Below are 20,526 nucleotides of genomic sequence, written 5' to 3'. Positions count from 1 at the left end.
ATGAATATGAGAAATATAAAATATATAATAAGTTGTATTCTGTTTGCGATACTATCTTTTGCCTGCGAAGATTATCTTGATAAGCAGCCGGATGATCAGAAAACGGAAGAAGAGGTTTTTACACGCTATACCGAGGTTAATAAACTGGTTACAGATTTGTATTCGAGATCCAAAGTGGCAAATAGACCTCTAGCATGGTTTTATCATTTTTCGTCGGCAGCGATTACCGACGAGGCTGAAGGAACAACAGTTGAAGGTAATATTACAAACCGGTTTAATACTGGCGACTGGAGTACAATGAGCCTTGCAGGCAGCAATGGACAATACTGGTGGGATATTTATGCTTTTATAAGACGTGCAAATGTAATTCTTGAAGGTGTAGCAAAATATAATTCGCCTGACAATCCACTAGAGCCAGGCAGTTTAGAAAAAAGGATAGGAGAAGTTTATTTCCTTAGGGGTTATTTGCATTATTTACTTTTGCGCTCATACGGAGAAATTCCTTATTTAGATCATTCCATTGATCCTAATTCGTCTATGGATTTTACTAAAGAATCTGTTCACTCTATTGTTGAGAAGATAGTAGCCGATGCTGAGGAAGGATACAAAAGAGTTCCCGGAGCATGGGGAGGTGAACATTTCGGACGAGTTGACAAAGGGGCATGCTTAGGCCTTATTGCCATTGCCAGATGGACTGCTGCCACTCCTCTCTGGAATGGAGCAAAAGAGGCCGGTTATACAGGTGAGCGTGTTTTTGAAAATGAATATACTTACGACCAATCACGATGGGCTTCCGCCAGAGATGCCGCAAAAGCTGTATTAGAATGTCAAAACGATGGAAAGCTTAGGTATAAACTGTATGATACACACTCCGAAACAGATTTTAACGACGACGCAGGGGAGAATAAGAATGAATCGACTGTCTATGCTCGTCTCTGGGATATGTATTATGATATGACGGCATTTCAAAATGAAGCTGTATGGTTTGTTACAAAAGACAAATATGAAGGTTGGTATGGCGATATGTACCCTCCGTCTCGTGGGGGTAGTGCCCGTCAGCAACCGGTACAAGAGCAAGTAGACGAGTATGAATATATTTCGCCCGATGGATATGGTTATCCCGTATATTCGGCAAAAGCCAAAGCAGACGGATATGACGATGGCAATCCATATAAATCGGTAAAGCGTGATCCTCGTTTTTATAGAGATATTATTTATCATGGAGCACCTTTTCGCGATGGTAATAACAATCCGGCTACTGTCGATGTTGCTACAGGTTCTGATAAGATCAACGCGTCTAATGCTACTAAAACAGGCTATTATCACCGTAAATATTTCAGAGATTCATGGAACAGAAGCGGAAGCGTCAGCATAAGTGCACCTCCTATATGGCGTCTGCCCGACTTTGTCTATATCTACTGTGAAGCGGTAAATGAGATATCGGGTCCAAACGAAGAAATATATCAAAAGGTAAATGCGGTGAGAGCCCGTTCGTTTATGGCGCCAATGCCACCTGCTACCAAAACGGATAAAAATCTTATGCGTGAGTACATCAAACGCGAGCGCAGGGTTGAGTTTTACTATGAGAATAAACGTGCTTGGGATTGCCGCTTATACGTTGAGCCAAGTAATGAAGCTGAGCTGATAAAGGAGCAAGCTTGGAGGTCTGCCGGATCGACAAACGATGAACGTTCTCAGAAATACTGGGCAACAGGTTTAAGGTCTTACCCTAAAAGCCAGCGTATGATTAATGGTATGCGTCCCGTAGAAGATCCGAACGGAAAGATTGTAATAAATGGCGTAAAGTATAGAATGGAGCGTTATTGCGTAGAAGAGAGGGTATTTGATGTACCACGCCATTATTTGTTCCCTATTATGGAAACCGAGATTCAACGCTCACCTACTTTAGTGCAAAATCCGGGATGGAATTAATATCGAGTGATTAATTAAGATGGATAGATTTCCTTTTAGTGTTTGTGTTTTAATGCATGTTTGAGTTTAGATTGCCCGAGAGAAATTTTCGGGCAATCTTTTTTACTTGTGAAGTCGTCTCGACTTTTACTTTAACCACAGAGTAAAAGGAGTTTTACGGAGTTTTTTAAGTTCAGTACTGAAATGAATCATATTCTAAAGATGAAACATTCAATTTTACAGTAATATATACTCCGTGGTACTCTGTGCGACTCTGTGGTTAAAAGTCAAGACGAACTCTATCAGAAAATATTACTCCTGTTCTTCCATTTGAAGATTGTGATTGTCGAGCTTCGACTTATTTGTTGAGAAATAGAATAAAAGCCGCATTGTATGGTTCAGGTTATATACATTTCCTGCACCGGTTTGCTGATAGATAGGGAAGTATCCGAAATCATAAGCAACACCTTTACCCAACGATTGACGAATACCTACAAATAAACGAATCTGATCCAATGGATTATTAACAATATGCTTGCCAAATTGGAGCAGAACTTCGTTGCTAAACATCAATTGTGGCACGTTAGGTTTTTTAGATATGGGTAAGCGGAAAGTATATAAATATCTGATACGTTCCGAAAACGTTCTGCCCATTGTTTGATCACCTTCTACTATTTCTCGCCAACGCGATTCTATTCTGAAACGTTGCGTTACATTAAACTTCCAAAGGCTGGATGCCACTATTAATTGTTGGTCGAAACGGTATTCAAGTGTGAAGTTTTTATCTCTAAGTTGAGGCCTGTAAAGCCAGAGATTACCATACGCTCCAGAGACAGATACATTGTCATTAAACCAATATCCTCCTCCTAATCGAGCAAAATAGAACCCCGGTTCTTTTAGAAAGTCATCCCTTCTGATGATGAAATCGGCAGTGACTCCCCAATTGTCAGAAAGACGATGGGTAGTAAGTAGCCCATTCCAAGTGTGGACATTATGATTGATTTGCTTTGTTTGCACATTTTCCTGAGAGTATGCTGAAGGTGTAACTAAGAACAAAAAGAAAAATATACAAAGTAATATTTTGGACTTCATTTGGCAGATTTTACTCACTTATTTCTTTACCTTATAAAATCAAAGAGAGTTTTCGATGACAATGGCTATTTAGCAACCGTAAGCATTGCTATATATTGCACTTCTTATTTCTGTGATATTCGCTTCTAGGTCTATATCACCAATAGACATGAGCTTCATTGGAATATTACTTCCTCCTTGTATATAAGGAGGCTGTTGATATTGTATATTCTCCCACAGTTTGAATCCTATACGCTGATAAAAACCAATACGGCGCTCCGAAAGAATAGTTGTCGGAAGCTCTACTTCCAATATTATAGGCTTCGACATGTCTTCAATAAATAAATCCATAACTTTTTTGCCATAACCACCGTTTCTAAATTCGGGCGAAATAGCAAAATGTTCTGCATAGATAAATGTATCCAGATCCCAATAGGTTAGGAAACCTACAAGTTGTTCATCTTCAATTAGAATGGCAATTGTAAATCTGGGATTCTCTTTGTAGAGATTAAACATTTTTTCCACAGGGCGACGTTCACTGAGGGGAAAAGATTCTATATATAGATTTTCCACAAAAGTATATTCTTTATTGCTCGAAATGTCTAATCGTTGTAATATCATTGTTTTATGCTTAAAATGGATTCTTAATATAAATACAGTTCTCTCATTTTTAGAGTATCTACTTTAAGTTCTTTCGTTAAGAAATTATCGATAGAACCATATTTATTTTTTATTTCTTCGATGCCGGCTTGTATATATTGAGGTCTGACTTCCAATAATGGTTTTAAGTTAGGATATTTCGAAACTATAGGGGTATATTTATCACCTAGATATTTATTAGATGCCAAGTAATCTTTAAGTATTGTTTCTTCATCAACGCCTAATGAATAAAGAAATAGCGCAGCTCCCATACCCGTGCGGTCTTTACCTGCCGAGCAGTGAAACATAAGTGGAATGTCTTTCTCGTTTTGCAGCAACTCGAAAAATATTTTATATTGCTTTATACTGGCACTATCAGTAACCAGCATTTTATTTATATTTCTCATGATGCTGTCCATATCTGCTTCAGGTAAAGTAACTATACTTTCTATGGATAGTAAGTTACCCGGACTGATAGGCAGATGATAGTTTTTATGTAACGAAACCGGGTTTTTATCCGGTGCTTTCTCTACTTCGTTGTTAGCTCTGAAATCGACAATCGAAATAAGTGGAATACTACTCAAATAGTTTAAATCGGCTTCTGTAAGGTTATGCAGTTCGTCAGATCTTAAAACTTTTCCCCATTTAACGTATTTCCCGTCTGTAGTCTTTATTCCTCCTATATCCCTGAAATTGTATCCTCCTGCCATGGGCAAATGACGTTCGGCAAGGATTGCTTTCCCATCATTGGTGACAAGTTGAAAATATGTTCTGGTTGAGTCGTTCCCATCTAATGGGAATGTTCCGCTATTTTCGCCTGTTGCTATGGCTTTTTCGAAATTGATTTGATCGGCAGATGGGCCTGCGTATAGTGCCCATTTACCATCTGTATCTATTATTAGCGATGCTTGTTTTGTATTCTTGTCTCTAACAATGGATGCTTTATCAGAAATGTCAACACCCGCATATTCTGCTCTTACCGCTTTATTTGTATCGCATGAGGTAATGGCTAAGGATAGGAGGATTGAAGACATTATAATGATTATTTTCATAAGTTATTAATAGAATATTGTGAGAAGTTCAGCTAGTGCGAGAGCATCTTATGCATGCTCTCTGTTTCCAACATTTACTTCTTTTAGGTGTCCGTCTTCACATTTTACAATGCGTCCGGGATATTTCTGTACTACTGCATAGTTGTGTGTCGACATAATGACGGCCGTTCCTTCTTTCGATATATCATGCAATAGTTGTACAATTTGATTTCCTGTTTCAGGGTCGAGGTTTCCCGTAGGTTCATCGGCTAGAATTATTTCGGGAGAATTAAGTAAAGCACGTGCAATAACAATACGTTGCTGTTCGCCACCCGATAGTTCGTGAGGCATTTTATAGCCTTTATTTTGCATACCTACTTGTGTAAGTACTTCATTGATACGAATATCTATAAGATCTTTGTTACTCCAACCTGTGGCTCGAAGAACAAATTCCAGATTCTTAGACGCAGAGCGGTCAATCAGTAATTGAAAGTCCTGAAAAACGATACCGATCTTTCTTCTCAGATAGGGAATGTCTTTCTTTTTCATACTTCCCAATTCGTATTCCAAGATTCTTCCCGTACCCTTATTAACCGGTATTTCACGATAAAGGCTTTTCAGAAAAGTACTTTTCCCTGCACCGACTTTTCCTATCAGATATACAAAATCGCCTTCGCATATCGATACATTAATGTCGCTTAGAATAACGTTTCCATCACGATCTAGCTCAACACCTTTATATTCAACTATAACATCTTTGTCATTATTCATAGCGGGTAATTATTTTTTATGTCTTTTCTGAAGTTCGCGAGATAGGTCTTCAATACTCAGTCCTTTTGATGTAAGTAATACGATCAAATGATAGAGCATATCTGCCGATTCGTAGATTAGGCGGTCGTCTGTGCCATTGCATGCCTCTATAACAGATTCTAAAGCCTCTTCACCAACTTTCTGTGCCATACGGTTTATACCCGACTCAAAAAGCGAGGTCGTATAAGAACCTTCGGGCATATCTTTATAGCGTTTCTCTATAAAGTGTTGAAGGTACTTCAGGAAGAGTATATCTTCTTTATTCTCTTCGTTGAAGCAAGTATCTGTTCCTGTGTGGCAAACAGGGCCAACAGGGTTTACTTTTATGAGTAATGTATCGTGGTCGCAATCATCAACAATACTTACTACGTTGAGGAAGTTACCACTTTCTTCGCCTTTAGTCCATAGGCGTTGTTTAGTACGACTGAAAAATGTTACTTTACCAATCTCTTTTGTTTTAGTAAGAGCTTCTTGGTTCATATAACCAAGCATCAATACTTTATTGGTTTCATTATCTTGTATAATGGCAGGGATGAGTCCGCCTACTTTATCAAAATCGAGAGTCATGTTATTTAATTATAAATTATAAGTTATGAGTTATGAATTTTTTGAAGTCAGAATGATGCTTCTGATTATTTTTAATATTTCAGTTGCATCATTATGTATGGTTCGAAATTCATACTCTTTTATATATTCTGTATCTTTAAGTAATTCGATCCAGTATATTGATTCATCGCATTCTTTTTGGGCTATGCCCATTTTGTGTATAAAATCCGCTTTGCTTTCTCCATTTTGAGCTTCTCTAACTAAAGCTCCAACTGCTGTTCCACTCCGCAAGAGCTGTTTACTTAAGACAAACTCATTTCTGTCATTCGTCAGGAATTTATATAAACGAACAATTCTTATGGCGAATTTATAGCTTTTATCTTTTACTATATTCATCACTCATAATTTATAATTCATCATTATCTTACGTTTATATTCTCTTTTCTCAAATAATCTTTCAAATCTTTTATATCGATCTCGCCGAAATGAAAAACACTTGCCGCTAATGCTGCATCAGCTTTTCCTTGTGTAAACACATCGCGGAAATGTTCCATACTACCTGCACCTCCTGATGCGATAATCGGAATATTCAACGATTCGGACAGTTGGCACAATGCCTCATTGGCGTAACCTGTCTTCACACCATCATGGCTCATACTTGTGAAAAGGATTTCTCCTGCACCAAGATTTTCAACCTCTTTTGCCCATGAGAAAAGCTCTTTGTCACTTTTAATACGTCCGCCACTTGTGTAACAATTCCATGCGCCATCTTCAAAGTTAGCATCTATTGCGCAAACACACACCTGAGAACCAAAGTTTTTCGCTATTTCTTCTATTATTTTAGGATTTCTTATAGCTATCGAGTTCAGAGACACTTTATCGGCTCCTGCACTTAACAGCCGGTCTACATCCGATAGCTCGTTAATACCTCCACCAATCGTAAAGGGAATGTTGATATTTTCGGCAATACGTTTTACTAAATCTGTAAATGTTTTTCGTTCTTCGTGCGAAGCTGTAATATCGAGAAAAACAAGTTCGTCAGCACCTTCTTTACAATAACGAATCGCTAATTCGACGGGATCGCCTGCCTGACGGAGATTGACAAAGTTTGTACCTTTTACGGTCATTCCGTCTTTTACATCTAAACAAGGAATTATTCTTTTTGCTAGCATAAGTTTTAGTGTTTACTATAGTTAGATAATTCTTCTAAGGTTACTCTGTTTTCATAAATGGCTTTACCCAGTATTACAGCGGGTACGCCTGCATTTTCAAGATCAAGTATGTCTTGAAAACAGCTTACTCCGCCGCTTGCAATCAGATACAAATCGGGGAAAGAGACTAGTATTTCTTTATACAGGTCAGTTGATGGACCTTCCAACATTCCATCTTTACTTATGTCTGTACACACTACTTTTGTCACACCCTCTTTTTTATAATCACCTATAAAAGAAAGAATGTCTAAAGACGTGGATTCCTGCCAGCCTGCAACGGCTATTTTATGATCTTTGCAGTCAGCACCTAATATTATTTTATCAGCCCCATATTTTTTAACCCAGCCTGTGAACAGTTCCTTATCTCTTACGGCAATGCTACCACCTGTTACCATTGCTGCACCTGCATTGAAAGCGATATCTATATCTTCATCACTTTGCACGCCACCACCAAAATCGATAGTTAAAGAGGTGTTGGAAGCTATTTTTTCTAAAACAGCATGGTTGATAATATGTTTGGCTTTCGCACCGTCCAGATCGACCAGATGTAAACGGCTTATGCCAGCATCTTCGAACATCTTGGCTACTTCGAGCGGGTCTTCGTTATATACTTTTTTGATATTGTAGTCACCTTGCGAAAGGCGCACGCACTTTCCGTCAATAATATCTATAGCGGGAATAATCTCGATCATTTATTTTATATCTAAGAAATTTCGTAATATACCTTCGCCTACCGTTCCACTCTTTTCGGGGTGAAATTGTGTAGCATAAAAATTTTCTTTATGTAATCCTGCGCTAAATGGAAGAATGTAGTCGGTTGTGGCAGCCGTGTGATCACACATTGGAACATAGTAGCTGTGTACAAAGTAAGTATATTCATTCTCCATCGAGCTGTCGAATATTGCACTTTTCAGATCGGTAATAGTATTCCAACCCATGTGCGGAATTTTATCCTCATGTTTCTTTGAAATAAATCGCTTCACATCAATGTCAAAAACATTCAAGCAATCTGTATCGCCTTCTTCCGATCGGGAACACATCAGTTGCATACCCAGACAGATACCCAACACTGGTTGTTTCAGTCCTTGAATGCATTTATCTAAACCATGTTCGCGCAAATATTTCATCGTCGAACTGGCTTCGCCCACTCCTGGAAATATAACCTTGTCGGCTTCACGAATCAGTTTAATATCACCTGTAACAATGGCTTCGGTTCCTAAGCGTTTAAGCGCATTTTCGACTGAGAATATATTTCCTGCGTTATACTTTATAATGACAATACTCATTTTTCTTGTCTGTTTATTAATTTGTAGATAGTTTAAGTCCTACGATACCGATTATAATCAGCGATATGAAGAATAGTTTTTTTATATCTTTCGATTCTTTGAAAAAGATCATACCTGCAAGCACGCTTCCTATTGCTCCGATTCCAGACCATACAGCATAACCGACACCAATTTGTATAGTGCGTAATGCAGTGGATAGGAGTGTAAAACTGACCGCCATAAATAATATTGTAAGTACTGAGAATTTCAATATTTTAAATCCCTTCGATAGCTTCATCATTGTTACGAATCCAATTTCGCACAGACCTGCTAAGAAAAGTAATAACCAACTTATCATTGTTCTTTTGTTTTATTTGTTTCCGGCCCTTTGCTCTCTCCTTTATCAAGCATTTTTAAGCCTACTATGCCTGAAATAAGAACAATTAGGGATGCTATTTTCAAAAAGTTTAAATCCTCATTCAGATATACGATTCCTACAATAGCAGTCCCCGCTGCTCCAATGCCCGTAAATACGGCATAAGCAGTTCCTATCGGTATTGTCCGCATGGAGCGGGCAAAGAAATAAAAGCTAAATGCTATAAAAAAGAAGGTGGACAAAGTCCATCCTATATTGGTAAAGCCATGCGACATCTTCAGGCCATAGGCCCATACTATTTCAGCAGCACCGGCTATGAGTAAATAAATCCAAGCCATTTTATTCGGCTAATAAGCCATCTATTAATTTAACCATTTCGTTAAACTCTTCCATTTCGAATAAGCGGGTGAGTTTTACGATTTTTCCGTATTTATCTATAATAATATTTCGGGTTATACCGGCTTTACGATCAGCATAAAGTGCAAATATATCAGCCTTTGGATCTAGTCCAATTGGGTAAGTAACCTTTGTTGTTTCAGCAAATTTGATAACAGTTTCGGCAGGCTCTTCACGGTCTATGCCGTATAGAGCAAAGTTGGGGTTGTTTTTATGCTTTTGCCAAATCTGACTTTCTATGTGAGGCATTTCTTTTCTGCATACACCACACCAGCTGGCTGTGAACTGAAGCATAACGACCTTGCCTCGAAGTGACGATAGTTTTACAATCTCACCCGATGGTAGACTCATTTCAAAATCGGGAGCCATGTCGCCCACTTTTACCTTATATTGTTTATCTGCATCTTGTGCTTGCATTGTACCAAATACTAAGATAAATGCCAAGAGAAGCCATAACTTTTTCATAATTCTTGTTGTTTTAATAATAATTTCCTAAATGATAGAGCGAAAGGAAGTGCTGCTAACGAGCCGAGCATATCGGCAAGCAGATCGAACCAATCGCCACTTCTGTCGAAAAAAACATCTTGCAATATTTCAATTAATCCCCCGTAGAATATGGGAATTATAATTGCAAATATAATCAATTTGAGGATAATAACCTTACCTTTCTTCTCGTAGATATAGTAGGATGAAGCAACAAGCGAAAGCCCGAAATACATGCAGAAATGCACAATTTTGTCGAAATGCGGAATTTCTGAATTGGGAACATCATCGCTCGGAATCAGACAGCAAAGGTAAAATATAATAGCAGCTATAATTGCCGGTGGCCAGCTATATTTCAATAATTTCTTCAACATAAATATCAACTATGCTAATTAGTTATAACATAGTGAGGTCAAAGATACAGAAAATATAGCAAAAATGTATTATCTCAATGTGAATCGTGAAACACTTTCATCTCACAATTTTTGCAATCGAAAGATAAGCGTAAGCGGGTATTGTTATATGTTAAATAGAACGGCTCGGCATATGGATGTTTCTCTGTCTTTTCTTTCGGACAATAACCAAGCGATTGTTTGATACAATGGCGTGTAAACATCAGGGGTACATCTTTTTGTGCTTCTTTTTCGAAGGCAGGCTGTATAACATTCGTCTGATGTTGCAGATAAAACTGCTGGCTTTTAGTATTCATTACATTACCAAGATAAGTAAGTTCTTTTAATGGAAATGCATGGGTTGTTTGCTTGTGTGTAATGGTATCTTGACGGTACTTGATCGATCGAACTGAAAGAAGTTTCTCGACAAGTAGCCTTCTCCATTCAGACACGACGGAAGAAGGTAGAAACCAATTTTGAGTGAAATTAATATTCACTTTTTCTACTTGAAATATAGTATTTCCTGTTTTGCTTAAGTTGTTCCGTATGTTATCCGACTGATCTTTTTGTGCCGGCTCTTTTGTCTGTTCAAAATTCAGGATAGCATAGTTATCATCTTCATCGGTTATTTGTATAGAAAAACCGAAAGCGACTTCGTTGATATCAATAATTGCATTGATTTTTCGCTCGGCAGTTTTCTTTGACAAGTTCTTTTCAAACTCATGATCAAAGTTCCTGTACACAAATGTTCCTTTTCTGGCTTCGGGTATTGATAAGGGGTAAATCATATCTCCCTCCACACGATTGACATGGATACCTTCCAACTCTTTCTTGTTGTTGAAAAAGCAAAGCCCATCGCCATTATGCAATTTCTTTGAAGTGCTTATTTTAATAAATCGTGTTGTGATTTCTGTAATTTTTCCGATTGGTTCGCCTATCGATTTAGGTGAATCAGCAGACCATATATTATCGGTACGATCGTGCAGGAAATACTTGGTAAATCCTCTGTTGAAACTCTTGTCCAATAAGGGTTCGAATGTATAGGTCGATTTTCCCGAGGATGCTCTGATGTATTCGGGATGCTTTGCTAAAACTGCATCTAACTTTTTCCTGTAATAAGCTACCGTATTTTTTACATACGATACATCTTTCAATCGCCCTTCTATCTTTAGCGAGCTGACACCTGCATCGAGTAGTTCTTCCAAATCTTCCGACAAGTTAAGATCCTTCATCGAAAGTAAATGCTTTTTAGAAATTACCTTCTCGCCTGTTGCATCAACCAGATCGTAAGGTAAGCGGCAGTATTGAGCGCATGCCCCTTTGTTTGCGCTTCTGCCCGATAGGGCGTGGCTAAGATAGCATTGACCGCTATAACAAACACATAAAGCACCATGCACAAAGGCTTCGAGCGGGGTGTTGACTTGTGAAGCGATATTTCGTATTTCGTCAAGTGTCAATTCACGAGCTAAGACTATTTGTTTAAAGCCTGCATCTCTGAGAAACTTTATTTTATTTACATCTCTGTTGTCTGTTTGCGTACTTGCATGCAGCGCAATAGGAGGGAGGTTAAGCATTGTTATACCCATATCCTGTACGATTAGTGCATCTGCCTTTGCGATATTGTAAAGATCCCAAATCAGTTTTTCGGCATCGGCTAATTCTCTGTCCGATAGTATAGTATTGAGGGCCACATATACCTTTACTCCGAAAAGATGGGCATATTCTGCCAGTTCTTTTATATCTTCGAGTGTATTACTGGCGGCAGCACGTGCGCCAAACTGAGGTGATCCTATATAAACAGCATCTGCGCCATGATTAATAGCTTCGATACCGCATTCTAAATTCTTAGCTGGAGCTAATAATTCTATTTTTCGGGCTTTTATCAATTTATTTGAGGTATTGTTCTGTAGTTAAAACTGTGGAGTAGAAATAGTTTAAGGCTGCAAGAAAAGCATTTTGCACATCTTTTGCTGCCACAGTTTCTCCATTGATTTGTAAGTTAGGAGCAGCACACGCATCGCCTACAACAGTGCAGTTGTATCCTAAGTCTTTGGCAGCACGTGTAGTAGAATCGACACACATAGAGGTCATCATTCCGCAGATAACCAATTTGTCGATCTTGAGAGATTGCAGATAAGCGTGCAATTCTGTTTCTCTAAAGCTATTGGGAAAATGTTTTACAATCACTTTTTCGCCATCAACAGGAGTTACATTTGCATGTATTTCGGCTCCCTTTGTATTCGGTGCAAAGAAAGTTGCACCCTCCCTGTTTGCAAGATGTTGTATATGTATAACCGGTAAGTCTTTTGCTCTGAAATCGTTAAGTAGTAGATTCGCATTCAGGCTGGCTTCATAAGAACCCACAAGCGGATTAGCTCCCCCTTCGAAGTAGTCGTTTTGTATATCTATTATGATAAGCGCTTTGTTCATATTCTCTCTTACAGATTGTGCATGTATCGATGTTAAAGAAAGAATAACACCTAATATCAGACAAGATAATCTTTTCATCTGTTATTTAATTTATATGTGATACATATATGAATCGTTAGTAGATTTTATCTCGTCTAGCTTCTCAATTAGCGTCTTATCGTAAGGTGTTTCCTGATAAACGAAATAGTTCAACCAGTTGTTGAATAATAAATTGCCATGTCCGGCCCAAGTCACTAAAGGAGCATTATCCGGATTGTCGTTCTTATAATAATTCTGAGGTAATTTAATATCCATCCCTTTTTCTTTATCTCTCGTGTACTCGGTATGCAGAGTATGCGGAGCATATTCCGAATGCCCTGTCAGATAAAATTCACGTCCACCTCTTGAGCACACGATGCCAACACCCGAATCGTCCGATTCTGATAATATTCTTAGTTCGTTATGCTTCACAATATCTTCTCTCGTTACAGTTGTATGTCGACTGTGAGGAATGTAAAATTCGTCGTCGAACCCACGAAAGAGAGGGAATTTTTTGTCGTGAGCAATATGCTTGAATACACCGAACATTTTTTCGGGTAGCAATTCTTTTTTTACCTTGTAAAAATGATGCATAGCTGCCTGAGCTGCCCAGCATATATATAAAGTGGATGTGACACGCTTACGCGCCCAATCGAATATTTCGGTAATTTCTCCCCAATAGTTTACATCTTCGAATTCGAACATTTCAACAGGTGCACCTGTAATAATCATGCCGTCATAATAATCGTCTTTTACATCCTCAAAATTTTTGTAGAATGCAAGTAAATGCTCTTCCGGTGTATTTTTAGATGTATGAGTCTGCAACTTAAGAAACTCGATTTCTACCTGTAACGGATTGTTTGACAGCAAGCGTATCAAATCGGTCTCAGTCGTGATTTTTATAGGCATCAGATTAAGAACGAGAACCCTCAGAGGGCGTATATCTTGTTCGTCGGCCCTTAGTTGGCTCATAACGAATATATTCTCCTTCTTAAGAAGCTCTATTGCAGGTAAGTTGTCGGGGATTTTTACAGGCATCTCGTAATATTATAATGGTAATTCTAATAGAGAAACAAAGTTACGAAAATAATATAAATCTTCACGCTCTTTCGTGTCAGTAATTTATAGTGTGATTAATCGTATATAAATCCATAAAGACTATTGCCTTCGGAGAACATTTTAATGCTTAAAAGTGTTTTACTTGCAGATAGTTTTGCTCTTATATTGTGTTAAATGTACGATATAATGAGTTGTGATCTTTTTTAACTAAAAAATTACAACTTAAATCTCTTGTATTTGAAATTATAAAGTTATTTTTGCAACTAAATTTTATAAATTACGTCAGCCACAAATATTATATTACTTAAGCCGGACTTGTTATGTGTATTTTATTGAAAAGGTGCGATATTACGCACAAAGTATACATAATTTAGATTTTCGGAATGCTCGTCATTCCTTTGTTTTTCACTAACTCATTTGCTCGTTAATATTGTAGGAGCTAAGAGTTCACACTAACTTACAATTACCAATAAATTAAGTATGAAGATGATTTATTTAACTAAACTAACTTTTATTAGTTTATTAGCTTTAACTTCAGGTCTATATGCGCAAGTAACTATCGGTTCGAATATACCTCCTGCATCGGGTGCATTGCTCGAATTAAAAGATAAGAATGCTGAGTCGGGCAATCTGGCAACCTCTACTAAAGGGTTACTGATGCCTCGCGTATCTCTTACGAGCTTGACTAATCTTTATCCGATGCTCACAGGTAGCGAATCTGATTATGCTACACAGAAAATAGCGCATGTCGGGCTGATGGTTTACAACACAAATGTTTGCGCACCCACACCGACAGGTATGAATGTTTGGGATGGTTCGAAGTGGCAACTTCTTGGGGATGAGCTATTGTCAGCGAATGTCAAAATGTATAAAGATCAGGATGGTAATAGTTTTAAAGCAGCCGCGTTTGGAAGCGCCGGAATTTGGATGACAGAAAATCTCATGGCTAAAAGCTATGCTCCTAGCATGGGCGGCGGAGCTATACCTGTTCATACAGGCAGAACAGAATCCACGATTGTAGCATACGCTTATCCTAATGGAAACTCTGCTAACTGGGGTGTTGCACCTTCAACATGGAGCCCAAACCAAGGTTTGCTTTATAGTTGGTTTGCCGCAGCCAAAGGCAATACCAGTATAACTATCGACCAGCAGGTAACATCGGTTGCAGTTGCATCGTATGAAGTCGAAATGACAGGACCACTAGGTACAGCACCCAATAAATATGTTCAGGGAGTCTGCCCTGATGGTTGGCATCTCCCGAGCGATCGCGAGTGGAATCAACTCGAACAAAACATTTATAATAATGCTGCCACCTATAGTAGTTCATCTACTTTGAACTTTACCCCTACTTCATGGGTTGTCGATTGGGGAGGGGAGCCTAACCATATATATATGAATGTTTATCGAGGTTCTACCACGACCTCTGGTCATGGTGCAGCGATGAAGAGTAGCTGCACTCCTTCTGTTGACGTATCTATCAATACTAATGGTACATCAAAAACTTCTGCAGAAGGTGGTTTTAATGCTCTTCTTGTCGGTTACCTGGATGGCAATACGCTTTTGAATTATGGTAATCGCAGTTTTTTCTGGACGAGCAGTTCTGGCAGCCAAAATAGTGTGGCTACTGTTTCCGTGTATCGGAATTTGAGTTCTGATGCCGTTGGCACTGGCCGCGGTAATACCGATCGCAGGTATTTGTGGTCTGTTAGGTGTAAGAAAAACTGATTTATCTTAAAAAAGAAATACGACTTAGAATCTATTAGATTGATATCTAAAAGATAAATATTATAAAACCTAAAAATTCCAGCTAAACCCGAACATATATGTCCATTCTACAAACCAAAAGGTCTGCTTAGCCTTGTCGCTGCTATCGGCTGTTGTTCTTATACTAGGCATATTTATATAACCTTGTTTTATTTCGCTTCTGAGGAAGAATAAATCCCAAAGAAGAATATCTAATCCACCTTTTGCCGTAAGTCCGAATCCTGCCAGATGAAATGCATCGTGCCTTTCTTCACCCATAAGTGTTGCATTAGTTTTGGGTAGAAGGAATCCGGCACCGCCGCCGATCAGACCATTTACCTTCAAGAAGTCTTTTTTATAGAAGTTACGGTAATATTCTATTTCCGAGTTGATGTAATTAAGGCCGTCAGTGTGCTCAAACATCAAAAAATCTTCTGTGAGTTTTATCGAATTATCATCGTTGACATGCGATTCAAATCCCGGGCGTACATTACCCGATATGTCTACTGTTTGATTTTGATTTACTACATATTTCATGTGATCGACACCTAATGTTATCGCTAAGTTGTCTTTAATGAAGTAACCTAGCCTTAAATTAGTTTGAGGAATTGTAATACGATTTGGCTGTAAATAGTTGTGATAGCTGAACTTATTCTGCTTATCCGATGCTTTCACACGATAGAGTGTGAAATCGTAGTCGTTACCTTTAAAATGAATATTGGAGTTGGTGTATGCATTTCTGTTCCATCCCCAAAGAGCGTAGAATTTTCCTTTTTTATAAGCCAGTTCTGTTTGTGAGAATACTGAAATTGATAAAAGTAATGTGCCTAGGACAATTAGTGTTTTTTTTAACATAGTATAAATTTATTGTAATTTTATAACAAAAGCAGCTTGGTATTGTTCATATATAATTGAGTTACCTGGAATATAAATAAAGAATAGAAAATAAAATGAATGTATTTAAAAGGATAAGCGCTGCAAAAGCCAAGGAGATGTTGAATGATGATAATGTTGTTATAGTGGATGTTAGAGATTCCGAAAGTTATAAAGAGGGGCATGCTTCAAGTGCTATTCATTTGTCTCAGGACAGTATTTTTGATTTTATACAAAAAACAGATTTTTCCCAGCCTGTTCTGGTGATGTGTTACCATGGTAATAGTAGCCAGTCTGTTGCCATGTATCTTTCTCAGCAAGGCTTTCAGGAGGTATATAGTATCGATGGAGGCTATGAGGCTTGGGGTGAATAAGTATCAAAGTTTATTGTTGTAAAACATAGTTAATCCGGAAGCATTTTCAGTTAGGTATTTGTTATTAATAGGATATAGTTTTTATTAGTAATATAATTGATGTGATAATATGGCAACAGGGATATATGTGAATCTGCCGGTTAAAGACCTGAAGCGGACAACAGAGTTTTGGGAAAAGTTGGATTTTAAATTCAATCCGGATTTTACTGACGACAATGCGACATGTATGATTATTACGAACGATTCATACGTAATGTTTTTAAAGGAGCTTTTCTTTAAAGATTTTATTGGGAAGAAAGTGATAAGCGATTCTAAAACATCAACCGAAGCTATTGTTTGTTTTTCGGTTCAGAGTAGGCAACGTGTCGAAGACCTAATTAATACCGCTCTTAAAAATGGAGCAGCTCCATCGAATAAACCGCAGGATTACGGCTGGATGTATAGTTGGGGATTTCAAGATCCCGACGGGCATCTATGGGAAGTGGTTTTTATGGATGAAGCAGCTATTCCTAAAGAATAATTTTTAATATCGAATAGTTAAAATGTGAGCCGGATATTCAAATGTTTGGCTCACATTGTTGTATCAGCTTGTTTTTGTAATCTAAATGACATTAAAAGGCAAAGTTTATTTTCTATATGTAAGAACCTTGTTTTCTTGTATATATTTTGTTACTTTGTTATTCTAAAACTAATAAAGACTATTTCTTATAGAAAAATGCAGAATAAAGTAAACATAAAAGACGTAAAAGATGTCGTTATCCGCTTCTCGGGAGACTCGGGAGATGGAATGCAATTAACAGGAACAATCTTCTCTAATTTATCAGCGATTTTTGGTAATCAAATAGCTACATTTCCGGATTATCCTGCCGAAATCCGTGCACCTCAGGGCACACTTTCCGGTGTTTCGGGTTTTCAGGTACATTTAGGTGCTAATATTCACAACTCGGGCGAAAAAGCCGATGTTTTGGTTGCCATGAATCCTGCTGCATTGAAGGTTAATGCTAAATATTTGAAACAGGATTCTGTGATTCTTATCGATACAGACTCATTCTCGAAGAAAGATTTGGAGAAGGCTTTATTTGCGACAGAAGATCCGTTTGTCGAAATCGGATTAACTACACAAGAGGTGGTTGCTGTGCCGATCACGTCGCTAACGCGTGCCAGCCTCGAAGGTTTCGATTTGGATAGTAAATCGCGTACGCGTTGCAAAAATATGTTTTCTTTAGGTCTTGTTTGTTGGTTATTTAATAGGTCGTTGGATGTGGCGAACCATATGCTTTCGACTAAATTTTCTAAAAAACCGATACTTGTTGAGGCGAATCTAAAGGTTTTGACCGATGGCTTCAATTACGGACAAAACCGTGATATGACTGTCTCCTCATATCGTGTAGAAACAATAGATGTAGAAAAAGGATTTTATATAGATGTAAATGGGAATTCAGCGACGGCTTATGGCTTGGTTGCGGCTTCCGAGACTTCGGGTAAGCCATTGTTCTTGGGTTCTTATCCGATTACACCAGCTACCGATATATTGCACGAACTAGTTAAGTTAAAACAGTTGGGCGTAAAAGCGATTCAATTAGAAGATGAAATAGCAGGTGTATGTACTGCTATTGGTGCCAGCTTTGCAGGAAGCCTTGCGGTAACTACAACATCCGGTCCGGGGCTTGCTCTTAAAGGGGAGGCTATTGGCTTGGCTGTTATGGCGGAACTTCCGCTTGTGGTAGTCGATGTTCAGCGAGGAGGTCCTTCTACCGGTTTACCAACTAAAACTGAACAAACAGATTTGCGTCAGGCTCTTTATGGTCGTAATGGCGAAAGTCCTCTTGTGGTAGTTGCGGCAGCAAGTCCGACAAATTGTTTCGATATGGCTTATTGGGCATCCAAAATAGCGTTAGAGCATATTACTCCTGTTATATTACTAACAGACGGATATATTGCAAACGGCTCGTCGGCATGGAGAATCCCCGATTTAGATAGATTTCCGTCTATCACTCCGCATGATGTTAGTCTATTTAGAAGTAATGAATGGCGCAGTGCATTGCGTGATGATGAGACTTATGCTCGTTATTGGGCTGCGGCAGGAACAGAAGGCTGTACGCACCGTATAGGCGGACTCGAGAAAGATTACAACACAGGTGCTATTTCTACAGACTCGGCTAATCACCAAAAAATGGTGGATGTACGTCAGGCTAAAATAGATAAGATTGCCGATTATATACCCGAACTCGAAATTGTTGGTTCTAAAGATGCCGATTTGCTTGTTGTAGGGTGGGGTGGTACATATGGACATTTACGCGAAGCTATTGAGAAAATGAATGATGCAGGTCAGAAGATTGCTCTAGCTCATTTCCATTTTATCAGTCCATTGCCTAAGAATGCAGAATCTGTTTTGAAGCAATATAAGAAAGTGATTGTGGCAGAGCAAAATAGTGGACAATTTGCAGGATACCTGCAAGAGAAAATAAGCGGATTACAACTTTCGCGTTATAATAAAATAGAAGGACAACCATTTGAGGTGTCAGATTTAATAGGGGCTTTCACTAAAAAGATGGGGGAGTAAACATTATGATAGATACAAATTTGCAAATAGATACGCGTCAGGCGAAAGATTATAAGAGTGATCAGTATGTACGTTGGTGCCCCGGGTGTGGTGACCACGCTTTACTTAACTGCCTTTATAAGGCGATGGCTGAGTTGAAACTCGAACCCCATATGACAGCTGTTGTTTCGGGTATTGGTTGCTCTTCGCGTTTGCCTTATTATATGAATACTTATGGTTTCCATACTATTCATGGACGTGGGGCAGCTGTGGCAACGGGTGTGAAAACGGCTAAGCCTGAGCTTTCGGTTTGGTTGGCAACAGGCGATGGAGACTGTTTGGCGATTGGGGGTAATCACTTTATACATGCCGTACGTCGCAACATAGATTTGAATATATTGCTACTGAATAATAAAATATACGGATTGACGAAAGGGCAATACTCTCCGACATCGGATAGAGGTTTTGTTTCTAAATCGTCGCCTTATGGTACGATTGAAGATCCTTTTCATCCTGTAGAATTGTGCCTTGGTGCGCGCGGAACATTTTTTGCCCGTGCTATCGATGTCGATTTGGCTAATACTACTGATACGCTGGTAAAAGCTGCTAATCATAAAGGGACTTCTGTAGTTGAGATACTTCAGAATTGTGTAATCTTTAATGACGATATTCATAGCAATATTGTGAACAAGGCTTGGAGAGACGAGCGTACTATCTTGCTTAAGCATGGTGAGAAGATGTTGTTCGGTACAAATAAAGATAAAGGGCTTGTTGTTGACGGTTGGAAGCTGAAAGCTGTGACTATTGGTCAGGAAAGCTATACAATGGATGATGTGTTGGTACATGATGCTAAAGAAATAGATAATACTTTGCATCAAAAGCTGGGCATGATGTCATTAGAGCAGGGATTACCTATCGCATTAGGTGTTGTGCGTGATGTTAATAGTCCGGTTTATGATCAGGGGGTAGTACAACAAATAAAAGATGTGCAGGAAAAAGATACAACCCGCACATTAAGAGATTATTTGATGACTAAAGATACTTGGGAAGTCAAATAATTGTAATATTTTTAGAGGAAATTTGAGAGAAAATTTTGAATAATTAAAAATAGCATCTATATTTGCACTCTCAATTGCGAAAGTAGCTCAGTTGGTAGAGCACGACCTTGCCAAGGTCGGGGTCGCGGGTTCGAGTCCCGTCTTTCGCTCTGTCTCTGAGAGACATCAGAGAGAAATATATAGATAATAGCTTCCAAATCAATAGATTGGAAGCTATTTTTTTAATATCTATTCCAATTTAAAGACTACAAAAAGCCAACGGCAGACAAGAAATAGGTACTAAATCGGTACCTGTTTT

23 protein-coding genes and 1 tRNA gene are annotated in these 20,526 nt (G+C 38.5%); 7 read left to right on the top strand and 17 right to left on the bottom strand.

Features of this window, described 5'->3' with window-relative positions; translation table 11 throughout:
• The first annotated feature begins 6 nt into the window (after positions 1–6).
• A complete protein-coding gene (locus tag G7Y57_RS12405; RefSeq protein ID WP_165024486.1) occupies positions 7–1,932 on the top strand; it encodes a RagB/SusD family nutrient uptake outer membrane protein in 1,926 nt (641 codons plus the stop codon).
• Between the two features lie 291 nt (positions 1,933–2,223).
• On the opposite strand, the gene G7Y57_RS12400 is transcribed toward G7Y57_RS12405, so the two are convergent.
• The 16 genes from G7Y57_RS12400 to metA form a co-directional block, all read right to left on the bottom strand.
• A complete protein-coding gene (locus G7Y57_RS12400) occupies positions 2,224–3,003 on the bottom strand; it encodes a DUF2490 domain-containing protein (RefSeq protein ID WP_165024483.1) in 780 nt (259 codons plus the stop codon).
• A 69-nt stretch (positions 3,004–3,072) separates the two neighbouring features.
• Positions 3,073–3,603, bottom strand: a complete 531-nt coding sequence (locus G7Y57_RS12395) for a GNAT family N-acetyltransferase (protein WP_165024481.1) — start codon at positions 3,601–3,603, stop codon at positions 3,073–3,075.
• Between the two features lie 23 nt (positions 3,604–3,626).
• The gene (locus G7Y57_RS12390; RefSeq protein ID WP_165024478.1) at positions 3,627–4,673 is read right to left on the bottom strand and encodes a tyrosine-protein phosphatase; all 1,047 of its coding nucleotides are present in this window, start codon (positions 4,671–4,673) and stop codon (positions 3,627–3,629) included.
• Between the two features lie 48 nt (positions 4,674–4,721).
• Entirely contained in the window at positions 4,722–5,423 is a 702-nt protein-coding gene (locus G7Y57_RS12385) for a cell division ATP-binding protein FtsE (protein ID WP_165024476.1), read from the bottom strand.
• Positions 5,424–5,432: 9 nt separating this feature from the next.
• The gene (gene hisIE / locus G7Y57_RS12380) at positions 5,433–6,029 is read right to left on the bottom strand and encodes a bifunctional phosphoribosyl-AMP cyclohydrolase/phosphoribosyl-ATP diphosphatase HisIE (RefSeq protein WP_165024473.1); all 597 of its coding nucleotides are present in this window, start codon (positions 6,027–6,029) and stop codon (positions 5,433–5,435) included.
• 30 nt (positions 6,030–6,059) lie between these two features.
• Complete coding sequence (locus G7Y57_RS12375) at positions 6,060–6,404, bottom strand: four helix bundle protein (RefSeq protein ID WP_165024471.1); 345 nt, start codon at positions 6,402–6,404, stop codon at positions 6,060–6,062.
• 23 nt (positions 6,405–6,427) lie between these two features.
• Positions 6,428–7,180, bottom strand: coding sequence for an imidazole glycerol phosphate synthase subunit HisF (gene hisF / locus G7Y57_RS12370; protein ID WP_165024468.1), 753 nt, complete (start codon positions 7,178–7,180; stop codon positions 6,428–6,430).
• Between the two features lie 5 nt (positions 7,181–7,185).
• A complete protein-coding gene (gene hisA, locus G7Y57_RS12365; protein ID WP_165024466.1) occupies positions 7,186–7,911 on the bottom strand; it encodes a 1-(5-phosphoribosyl)-5-[(5-phosphoribosylamino)methylideneamino]imidazole-4-carboxamide isomerase in 726 nt (241 codons plus the stop codon).
• On the bottom strand, positions 7,912–8,505 hold the full coding sequence (gene hisH / locus G7Y57_RS12360; protein WP_165024463.1) for an imidazole glycerol phosphate synthase subunit HisH: 594 nt from the start codon (positions 8,503–8,505) through the stop codon (positions 7,912–7,914).
• Between the two features lie 16 nt (positions 8,506–8,521).
• Complete coding sequence (locus tag G7Y57_RS12355; protein WP_304487066.1) at positions 8,522–8,842, bottom strand: DMT family transporter; 321 nt, start codon at positions 8,840–8,842, stop codon at positions 8,522–8,524.
• Positions 8,839–9,198 carry a DMT family transporter gene (locus G7Y57_RS12350; RefSeq protein WP_165024461.1) on the bottom strand — a complete coding sequence of 120 codons (360 nt, stop codon included), beginning with the start codon at positions 9,196–9,198 and terminating at the stop codon, positions 8,839–8,841. The genes G7Y57_RS12355 and G7Y57_RS12350 overlap by 4 nt, the downstream gene beginning before the upstream one ends.
• 1 nt (position 9,199) lies before the next feature.
• Complete coding sequence (locus G7Y57_RS12345; protein ID WP_165024458.1) at positions 9,200–9,721, bottom strand: TlpA family protein disulfide reductase; 522 nt, start codon at positions 9,719–9,721, stop codon at positions 9,200–9,202.
• Positions 9,718–10,113 carry a VanZ family protein gene (locus G7Y57_RS12340; protein WP_165024456.1) on the bottom strand — a complete coding sequence of 132 codons (396 nt, stop codon included), beginning with the start codon at positions 10,111–10,113 and terminating at the stop codon, positions 9,718–9,720. The genes G7Y57_RS12345 and G7Y57_RS12340 overlap by 4 nt, the downstream gene beginning before the upstream one ends.
• Positions 10,114–10,187: 74 nt before the next feature.
• Positions 10,188–12,017, bottom strand: coding sequence for a peptidase U32 family protein (locus tag G7Y57_RS12335; RefSeq protein WP_165024453.1), 1,830 nt, complete (start codon positions 12,015–12,017; stop codon positions 10,188–10,190).
• A 1-nt stretch (position 12,018) separates the two neighbouring features.
• Positions 12,019–12,639, bottom strand: coding sequence for a cysteine hydrolase family protein (locus tag G7Y57_RS12330; protein WP_255491430.1), 621 nt, complete (start codon positions 12,637–12,639; stop codon positions 12,019–12,021).
• Between the two features lie 12 nt (positions 12,640–12,651).
• Positions 12,652–13,617, bottom strand: a complete 966-nt coding sequence (gene metA, locus G7Y57_RS12325) for a homoserine O-succinyltransferase (RefSeq protein ID WP_165024451.1) — start codon at positions 13,615–13,617, stop codon at positions 12,652–12,654.
• 507 nt (positions 13,618–14,124) lie between these two features.
• Between metA and G7Y57_RS12320 the strand changes: the two genes are divergently transcribed.
• Positions 14,125–15,363, top strand: a complete 1,239-nt coding sequence (locus tag G7Y57_RS12320) for an FISUMP domain-containing protein (protein ID WP_165024449.1) — start codon at positions 14,125–14,127, stop codon at positions 15,361–15,363.
• Positions 15,364–15,432: 69 nt separating this feature from the next.
• On the opposite strand, the gene G7Y57_RS12315 is transcribed toward G7Y57_RS12320, so the two are convergent.
• Positions 15,433–16,236 (bottom strand): hypothetical protein, encoded by an 804-nt coding sequence (locus tag G7Y57_RS12315; protein ID WP_221412130.1) that lies wholly within the window; start codon positions 16,234–16,236, stop codon positions 15,433–15,435.
• A gap of 95 nt (positions 16,237–16,331) precedes the next feature.
• Between G7Y57_RS12315 and glpE the strand changes: the two genes are divergently transcribed.
• The 5 genes from glpE to G7Y57_RS12290 all read left to right on the top strand — a co-directional run bounded on the left by glpE (position 16,332) and on the right by G7Y57_RS12290 (position 20,377).
• Complete coding sequence (gene glpE, locus G7Y57_RS12310) at positions 16,332–16,628, top strand: thiosulfate sulfurtransferase GlpE (protein ID WP_165024447.1); 297 nt, start codon at positions 16,332–16,334, stop codon at positions 16,626–16,628.
• 109 nt (positions 16,629–16,737) lie between these two features.
• On the top strand, positions 16,738–17,148 hold the full coding sequence (locus G7Y57_RS12305) for a VOC family protein (protein ID WP_165024444.1): 411 nt from the start codon (positions 16,738–16,740) through the stop codon (positions 17,146–17,148).
• Between the two features lie 195 nt (positions 17,149–17,343).
• On the top strand, positions 17,344–19,191 hold the full coding sequence (locus tag G7Y57_RS12300; protein WP_165024442.1) for a 2-oxoacid:acceptor oxidoreductase subunit alpha: 1,848 nt from the start codon (positions 17,344–17,346) through the stop codon (positions 19,189–19,191).
• A gap of 5 nt (positions 19,192–19,196) precedes the next feature.
• Positions 19,197–20,228, top strand: coding sequence for a 2-oxoacid:ferredoxin oxidoreductase subunit beta (locus G7Y57_RS12295; protein WP_165024439.1), 1,032 nt, complete (start codon positions 19,197–19,199; stop codon positions 20,226–20,228).
• 76 nt (positions 20,229–20,304) lie between these two features.
• A tRNA-Gly gene (locus G7Y57_RS12290) sits at positions 20,305–20,377 on the top strand.
• Positions 20,378–20,526: the final 149 nt, after the last annotated feature.

Source organism: Dysgonomonas sp. ZJ279, assembly GCF_011039205.1.
Classification (GTDB): domain Bacteria; phylum Bacteroidota; class Bacteroidia; order Bacteroidales; family Dysgonomonadaceae; genus Dysgonomonas.
This window is presented reverse-complemented; position numbering and strand designations above follow the sequence as displayed.